We start from the raw sequence: 1,473 nt of genomic DNA on the forward strand, positions 1-1,473 counted from the left end.
ATGAACGAATACAGACGAACAAGTACTACCGTATCATTAATTAACTATCATTTTGTGTTCTGTCCTCGATATAGAAGGAGAATTTTCCTCGATTTAAAGGTAGAACAAAGATTTAAAGAAATGGTTCATGAAATATGTGAATCGCTAAAAATTGAAGTTGTCGCTTTAGAGTGCGACAAAGATCATGCACATATATTTCTGAACGCACTGCCAACATTAAGTCCTGCAAACATAATGGCAAAAATTAAAGGAGTGACTTCAAAACATTTGCGTGAGGAATTTTCTCACCTACAACACTTGCCAAGTTTATGGACACGTTCTTATTTTGTTTCGACTGCTGGCAATGTATCAAGCCAAACCATTAAGCGATATGTTGACAGTCAGAAAAAGCGTAACTAGAAAGGACCTGGAACCTATGACAAGAAAGAGTACACCCACTTATACAATCGAATTTCCGCTGCTGCATATCCCTGTTCGGCAACAACATTGTTTGGAAAAGAAATTTAAAATTGCTCGGAACGTCTACAATTCTTGTCTAGGTGGAACCCTCAAACGTCATAAACGTGTGAAAGCTGACCCAAAATATCGTGTTCTGCTTCATGAACCTAAGTCCAAGGAACGAGATAAACAGCTATCAGACATACGTTTAGCCTACGGCTTTTCTGAATATAGTTTGCACGATTTCGTGAAACCTGTTCAACATAAATTCAAAGAACATATCGGTAGCCTTGAAGCACAAAAATTGGCTACAAGGGCTTTCCAAGCAGTAGAGAAGCTACATTTTAGAAAAGCAAAAAAAGTGCATTTCAAATCGTTTGGTGATGATATTTCTGTTGAAAATAAATCAAACACCACTGGCTTGCGATATGCAGATGGTTGTATTCTTTGGGGCAATAGACCGACAAAGAAAAATCCTAAACCTAAGAATTGGCTATGTATGCCGATTGTACCGAAAGCCAATGATGAATATGCACACCTAGCTTTAATGGATGAGACAAAGTACGTGCGTATCTTAAAGCGTGAAGTGCGTGGAAAGGTTCGCTACTTCGTTCAACTCATTCAAGAAGGCTATCCACCAACAAAACGCAACCGCAAGATTGCGGATGATGAAACCAAACGTGTAGGAATCGACATTGGTTCATCTACCATCGCAATCAGTAGCGAAAACAAGGTAGAACTTCGTGAGCTTGCACCAGGGTGTAACGTTGATGAAACCAAACTGCGATGTATTCAACGCAAAATGGATCGGTCTAAACGAGCTACCAATCCCGAAAATTTCAATGAAAATGGAACGCTTAAGAAAGGTAAACGAACTTGGAACTTTTCCAACCGATATAAAAAACTACTCAAGGAACGCAAGGAACGATATCGAAAAATCGCTGTTGAACGAAAAATGTCGCACGAGAAGTTAGGGAATGATATCCTTGCTCTTGGTTCTGATATACGAGTGGAAATGATGAGGTTTCAATCACT

2 protein-coding genes are annotated in these 1,473 nt (G+C 39.2%); both read left to right on the forward strand.

The genetic code is table 11. From position 1 onward, the window contains the following. Nucleotides 1-399: IS200/IS605 family transposase (tnpA, locus tag JMM81_RS22525; RefSeq protein WP_256243800.1), on the forward strand; the 399-nt coding region annotated here is incomplete at its 5' end. Nucleotides 400-415: 16 nt separating this feature from the next. Then, nucleotides 416-1,473 (forward strand): transposase (locus JMM81_RS22530; RefSeq protein WP_256243801.1); only part of this gene is annotated, 1,058 nt, incomplete at its 3' end.

This window comes from Bacillus sp. V3B (genome assembly GCF_024494465.1).
Lineage (GTDB): Bacteria > Bacillota > Bacilli > Bacillales > Cytobacillaceae > Bacillus_BD.